General features: G+C 72.3%; 6 protein-coding genes. 3 read left to right on the plus strand and 3 right to left on the minus strand.

The window, feature by feature from the left end:
• Window positions 1-5 precede the first annotated feature (5 nt).
• Entirely contained in the window at window positions 6-848 is an 843-nt protein-coding gene (locus ACFV6D_RS06120) for a metalloregulator ArsR/SmtB family transcription factor (protein ID WP_107452933.1), read from the minus strand.
• Window positions 849-1,012: 164 nt separating this feature from the next.
• Between ACFV6D_RS06120 and ACFV6D_RS06125 the strand changes: the two genes are divergently transcribed.
• Both ACFV6D_RS06125 and ACFV6D_RS06130 read left to right on the plus strand, forming a co-directional pair.
• Window positions 1,013-1,939 carry an ABC transporter ATP-binding protein gene (locus ACFV6D_RS06125; RefSeq protein WP_063349523.1) on the plus strand — a complete coding sequence of 309 codons (927 nt, stop codon included), beginning with the start codon at window positions 1,013-1,015 and terminating at the stop codon, window positions 1,937-1,939.
• Between the two features lie 50 nt (window positions 1,940-1,989).
• A complete protein-coding gene (locus ACFV6D_RS06130) occupies window positions 1,990-2,709 on the plus strand; it encodes an ABC transporter permease (RefSeq protein ID WP_063351445.1) in 720 nt (239 codons plus the stop codon).
• A 105-nt stretch (window positions 2,710-2,814) separates the two neighbouring features.
• On the opposite strand, the gene ACFV6D_RS06135 is transcribed toward ACFV6D_RS06130, so the two are convergent.
• The gene (locus ACFV6D_RS06135; RefSeq protein ID WP_380427291.1) at window positions 2,815-3,525 is read right to left on the minus strand and encodes an LAETG motif-containing sortase-dependent surface protein; all 711 of its coding nucleotides are present in this window, start codon (window positions 3,523-3,525) and stop codon (window positions 2,815-2,817) included.
• A 301-nt stretch (window positions 3,526-3,826) separates the two neighbouring features.
• Complete coding sequence (locus ACFV6D_RS06140; RefSeq protein WP_380427289.1) at window positions 3,827-5,179, minus strand: choice-of-anchor A family protein; 1,353 nt, start codon at window positions 5,177-5,179, stop codon at window positions 3,827-3,829.
• Between the two features lie 235 nt (window positions 5,180-5,414).
• Between ACFV6D_RS06140 and ACFV6D_RS06145 the strand changes: the two genes are divergently transcribed.
• Window positions 5,415-6,386: a heme A synthase gene (locus ACFV6D_RS06145; protein WP_380558646.1), complete on the plus strand. Its 972-nt coding sequence runs from the start codon at window positions 5,415-5,417 to the stop codon at window positions 6,384-6,386.
• Window positions 6,387-6,502 lie beyond the last annotated feature (116 nt).

The raw sequence follows: 6,502 nt of genomic DNA on the forward strand, positions 1-6,502 counted from the left end.
GCTTCCTAACGCGCGGACGCTGAATCTTCGGTGGACGTACCGGCAGTCGGCACTGCATCGGAGCCGCGGCCCGCGGAACGCCGGGCAGGCGACGATGCGGCACCGGGTGCCGGCACATAGGTGGTGCAGACCCCGTCGCCGTGGGCGATGGTGGCCAGCCGTTGCACATGGGTGCCCAGCAGCTGCGAGAAGACCTCGGTCTCCGCCTCGCAGAGCTGCGGGAACTGCTCGGCGATGTGCGCGACCGGGCAGTGGTGCTGGCAGAGCTGGGCGCCCGCCGGGGCCTTCGCCACGGCCGGCGGGACCCGCCGCACCGTGGCAGCGTACCCGTCCGCGCTCAGCGCCTGGGCGAGCGCCTCGGTGCGCTCCCCCGCCTCGGCCAGCCGCAGGAGCTCCAGGTACTTCTCGCCCTGCTTGCCGAACCGGGCCCGGGCGAAGGCGGCGACCGCCTCCTCGCCCGCCTTGCCGCCGCCGACCGAGTCGGAGATCCAGCGCAGCGCGTCGGCGGCGAGCTGGTCGTACGCCTGGTAGAAGGCGTCTCGGCCGCCGTCGGTGAGGGCGAAGACCTTGGCCGGGCGGCCCCGGCCACGGCTGCCGTAGACCCGCTGCTCGCGGGACTCGACCAGGCCGGCGGCGGCCAGCCCGTCCAGGTGGCGGCGGACGGCGGCGGCGGTGAGGCCGAGCCGGCTCGCCAGGTCGGCGGCGGAGGAGGGGCCGTGGTCGAGGATCGACCGGGCGACCCGGTCCCGGGTGGCGCGGTGGCCCTCCAGCAGCACCTCGGCCGCCGTCACGGGCACGTCGCACCCGGGGGCCGACTCGGCCTCCTGGGGCGTGGCGTGCTCGCGCATGTTTTTCACAACACCAGTGTTGCGTAATTACTTCCGACAGGACAAGCCGTGATGCAGGCCTCACTCGTGTCATCTGTCACGCAGGTAAGCCTTACCTGACCTGCGAAAACGATCATCGAGGGCGCCGTCCGGGCCCGGCGTCGGGGCCTCTTACACTCGCCGGTATGCACTCCGAACCCGCGGTGAAGATCGCCGGGCTGGTCAAGCACTACGGCGACAAGCCCGCGGTGGACGGCCTCGACCTCACCATCGCACGCGGCGCGATCACCGCCGTCCTCGGCCCCAACGGCGCCGGCAAGACCACCACCATCGAGACCTGCGAGGGCTACCGCCGCCCCGACGCCGGCACCGTCCGCGTCCTCGGCCTCGACCCGGTCGCCCAGAACGCCGCGCTGCGCCCCCGGATCGGCGTCATGCTCCAATCGGGCGGCGTGTACGCGGGCGCGCGCGCCGTCGAGATGCTGCGCCACACCGCCGCGCTGCACGCCCACCCGCTGGACGTCGACGCGCTGGTCGAGCGGCTCGGCCTCGGCTCCTGCGGCCGCACCGCCTACCGGCGCCTGTCCGGCGGCCAGCAGCAGCGGCTCGCCCTGGCCATGGCCGTGGTCGGCCGCCCCGAGCTGGTCTTCCTGGACGAGCCCACCGCCGGCCTCGACCCGCAGGCCCGGCGCGCCACCTGGGAGCTGGTCCGCGACCTGCGCCGGGACGGCGTCACCGTGGTCGTCACCACCCACCACATGGACGAGGCCGAACAGCTCGCCGACCAGGTCGCCGTCATCGACCGCGGCCGGGTGATCGCCACCGGAAGCCCCGAGGAGCTGTGCCGCGGCGGCGCCGAGAACGCCCTGCGCTTCGACGGCCCGCCCGGGCTCGACCTCGGCCCGCTGCTGAAGGAACTGCCCGAGGGCGCCGCCGCCACCGAGACCACCCCCGGCAGCTACCGCGTCGAGGCGCCCGTCGACCCGCAGCTGGTGGCCACCGTCACCGGCTGGTGCGCGGCCTCCGGAGTCCTGCCCGAACGGCTGTCCGTCCAGCGCCGCAGCCTCGAAGACGTCTTCCTCGACCTGACCGGACGGGACCTGCGCTCGTGAGTACCACCACCGACTACTCCCCCAAGCCCGGCGCGGCCCCGGTCGGCCGGATGCTGCTCGCCCAGACCGCCTTCGAGACCAGGATGCTGCTGCGCAACGGTGAGCAGCTGCTGCTCACCGTGGTCATCCCGACCGTGCTGCTGGTGCTGTTCTCGGCCGTGGACATCGTCGCGGTGGACGGCCCCGGCAAGCGGGTCGACTTCCTGGCCCCCGGCCTGCTCGCGCTGGCCGTGATGTCCACCGCCTTCACCGGGCAGGCCATCGCCACCGGCTTCGAGCGCCGCTACGGCGTGCTGAAGCGGCTCGGCGCCAGCCCGCTCCCGCGCTGGGCACTGCTGACCGCCAAGACCGGCTGCGTGCTGGTCACCGAGGCGCTGCAGGTCGCGCTGCTGTCGGTGATCGCACTGGCGCTCGGCTGGTCCCCGCAGGGCAACCCGCTGACGGTCGTCGCGCTGCTGGTGCTCGGCACCGCGGCCTTCTCCGGCCTCGGCCTGCTGATGGCCGGCACGCTCAAGGCGGAGGCCACACTGGCCGCCGCCAACCTGGTGTTCATCCTGCTGCTGCTGGCCGGCGGGGTGATCGTGCCGCTGAGCAAGTTCCCCTCGGCCGTGCAGTCGGTGCTGGAGCTGCTGCCGATCTCCGCGCTCTCGGACGGCCTGCGGTCGGTCCTCCAGCACGGCGCCGGGGTGCCCTGGTCCGACCTCGGCATCCTGGCCGGCTGGGCCGTCCTCGGGCTGGCCGCCGCGGCCCGCTTCTTCCGCTGGGAGTAGCCCCCGGCCCCGCACGTGAACCGCCCCGTGCATGAGGCCGCCCCACACGGGAACCGCCCCCCGGCCGCTTCGGCCGGGGGGCGGTCTCACGTCACCGACGGAACGTCAGCTCTGGCTGCCGCGACGCTTGCGGGCCAGCAGGACGAGCGCGCCACCGACCAGCAGCACGCCGCCGCCGGCCGCCGCGATCATCGGGGTGGCGTCGTTGCTACCGGTCTGGGCGAGCGCCGGGCCACTGGTGGTGGGCGTCGGGACCGGGGTCACAGTCGGGGTCGGGGTCGCGGTCTTGCTCGCGGTGGGCGAGGCCGACGGGGTCGGGGTCTTGGTGGGCGTCGGCGTGGGAGTCGGCGTCGGAGTCGTGGTCTGCGACGGCGTCGGGGTGGGTGTCGGGGTCGGGGTCTTGGTGGGCGTGGGGGTGGGAGTCGGCGTCGGAGTCGGCGTGTGGCACGGCTCGATCGTCTTGGTCTCGTTGATGTTCCAGCCCTTTTCGTTGGGGGTCTCCGTCGTGTTCACCACGAGGTTCGCCTTGACGGGGGCTGTGTGGTCCTTCACCGGGAAGGTGCCGTGGAACTCCGCGGGGAAGGCCTTGGCGTCCAGGACCTTCTCGCCGTCGATGGTGAGGCTGACGGTGTTCTTCACGTCGGGCTTGGGGCTGTAGTTGATCAGATCGATCACGATCTTGTCGCAGGTCACCGACCAACTCGGCACGTGCGCCGAGGCGTTGGTTGCCAGCGCCAGAGGCAGGAGAATTCCGGCCGCCGCCGTCCCGGCGAGTGCCGCCGCGCCGATCCGCATGTGCCGCTGCTGTCGCGCCATTTACGCTGTTCCCCTCAGAACGGTCTTGCGCAGCAGGCGTGTTGAAGGTTTCGCGGTGGCCCGCTACGACTGTCCGGGGGACTCTACCGGCACTCCCGCACCTCTCCACACCCCGCCGTACGACCGAATTTCGTCTGTTGGTCCGTCGTCTGATGTGTATGACCAGCCCATCACAGCTGCCACCTCGCGGAACGCGGATTCGGCAAACTTGAATGAACTTCGTCACCTGACTGAAATACGTGCGCCCCCGGTGATCAGGTTCAATCACCGAGGGCGCAGCACCGGTCGACCGGCGAAACCATCAGGCCTTCTTGGCCGCCCGACGCCGGGTGACGACCACGATCGCGCCACCGGCCGCGAGCACCACCGCGCCGCCGATCGCCAGCGGCACGACGGGCCCGGAGCCGGTGTGCGCGAGGTTGCCGCCCGCGTTCGCCTGGGCGGACGGGCTCGCCGAGGCCGAGGCCGAGGCGGCCGGCACACCCGCCGAGGCGGTGGCCGACGGGCTGGCCGAGGCACCCGCGCTCGGCTTGCCGCTCACCGGGGCGGAGGGCGTGGCCGAGGGGCTCGCCGAGGTCCCGGGGGTGGCCGAGGTGCCGGGCGTACCGGGCGTGGTGGAGGCCGACGGCGTCCCGCTCGGCACCACCGGCGGCACGGTGGGCGTGGTGGGCGTGGTGGACGGCGTCGGGACGACGACACCGGGCAGGCAGCCGGCGAACGGGTAGTGGTGCGTCTCCGCGCCGCCCTTGCCGGTCAGCGAGGCTGCGATGACCGAACCGTTGACCGGGCCGCCGCTGCCGAGGTCGAAGGCGGCGTTGGGCGCCAGCACGGTGCCGGCCCAGGCGGCCTTGCTGCTCTTGACCACCTTGGTCGCGGTGGGGAAGTTCCACAGCAGCTTGGCGCGGATCGCCCCGCCGGCCGCGCTCTGCAGCTTGTCGTCCAGGACGAAGGACGCCTTGGCCTCGTCCCACAGGTGGAAGCCGGTGGTCCCGGCGGCCGCCATGTCGTACGAGCCGCCGGTCACGTTGATGACGGTCACCGAGCCGGCCGGCACCTTAAGGAAGACGTCCTTGGCGCCCTGGAGCTTCGCGGCGTCGACGGTGAAGCTGTTGTACTTCGCGTCGCCGCCGGTGAACGTGAGCTCGGCGCCCTTGGCCTGGACGGTGGCACCGGCGGTCTGCGGCGCGGCGGCCAGCGCTGTGGAGGCGGCGCGCAGCTTGGCGAACTCGGCCTTGAAGTCGATCGGGGAGGCGCCCTGGGCGATGGCGCCCTGGTGGGCCTGGACGACGGCGCCGTCGGCCTTGGAGCCGTAGACGCCGTTGCCCTTCATCACCTGGGTGTTGTGGCCGGTGATGCGGCCGGCGACCACCAGCGCGTTCTTGCCGGGCAGGGCGTCGACCTCGGCGGGGGTTAGCTCCTGGCCGACCGAGAAGCCGCCGGTGAAGTCGGCGTTGCCGCCCACCGCGACGGCGCCCTCGGCGTCGGGGGTGTGGGTGTCGTCGCCCTCGATGAACTCGCCGTAGAGGTTGGCGACCCCGAGGCTGCGGCACTCCTGGCCGGGGTCGGCGGCGTGGGCGGCGGCGGGGGCGATCAGGCCGGCCAGTGCGAGCGAGCCGCCGACTGCGAGCGCGGCGGCGGACGTGGGTATGCGCATGTGCAGGTCTCCGCTTGTGCGGGAGGAGTGGGAGAGGTCCGAAAAAAGGTATGGACCAATCCGCACTCTTTCGGCCTCACAGGTGATTGGTCAAGACCAATGACCGCCTTGACCGAAGAGTCCGGTTTGTACCCACCCGACCCCGGGTAACCCCCGACCCCGGGTAACCCCCGCGCCCGGGTCACGCTCGCGCCCCGCCCCAAGATCCCCTGTAAGGCCGCCTACGATTGGCCCCGTGCCTAATCCCTTCTCCCTGCTCGCCGACCGCTGGCAGCCGTCCGCCGTGATGGTCCGGCGCGCCGCGTTCGCCGCGCTGGTGATGAGCGTGGTGATCGTCGTCACCGGCGGCGCCGTCCGCCTCACCGCCTCCGGCCTCGGCTGTACGACGTGGCCCCGCTGCACCGCCGACAGCCTGACCCCGACCGCCGAGATGGGCTTCCACGGCGTCGTCGAGTTCACCAACCGGATGCTCACCTACGTACTGAGCGCCGCCGTCGGCTGGGCCATCCTGGCCGCCCGCTGCCACCGCCCCTGGCGGCACAGCATGACCAAGCTCGGCTGGGCGCAGTTCTGGCTGGTGATGAGCAACGCCGTGCTCGGCGGCATCACCGTGCTGACCGGCCTGAACCCCTACACCGTCGCACTGCACATGATCGCCGCGATGGCGCTGGTCTGGGTTGCCCTGCTGATGTGGGAGCGCTCCAAGGAGGGCGACGGAGCCCCGAAGCTCAGCGTGGCCCGCCCCATCCACCAGCTCTCCTACGTGCTGGTCCTGGTCATCGGCCTGCTGGTCGCAGCCGGCACCCTGGTCACCGGCGCCGGCCACCACCCGGGCACGCCGAAGGACAACAAGATCGTCCCCCGGATCCCGATCGACTACGACAGGCTGGCCCAGTTCCACGCCGACCTCGCGTTCGTCTCGGTCGGCCTGACCATCGCGATGATCTTCGTCCTCGCCGCCATCAAGGCCCCGCCGGCGGCGAAGGCCCGCACCAAGGAACTGCTGGCGGTCCTGCTCCTCCAGGGCGTCCTCGGCTTCATCCAGTACTTCACCGACGCCCCCGAGCTGATGGTCGGCCTCCACATGCTCGGCGCCACCCTCACCTGGATCGCCGCCCTCCGCATCCCCCTCGCCCTGCGCGTACGCGAGGTAGAAGCGGCCCCCGACCAGCTGCCCGCACAGACCCCACAGGCTGCCACCGTCTGAGCATCGGGGGGGGGGGGGGGGGGGCCGGGGGGGGGGGGGGGGGGGGTGAGAGGAAAACGACAAGCGACAGCGACGGGGGGGGTTGTGGGGTGTGGTGGTCTAGAGAAACAAAACAA

Origin of the sequence: Kitasatospora sp. NPDC059812 (assembly GCF_042732075.1) — a bacterium.
Classification (GTDB): domain Bacteria; phylum Actinomycetota; class Actinomycetes; order Streptomycetales; family Streptomycetaceae; genus Kitasatospora.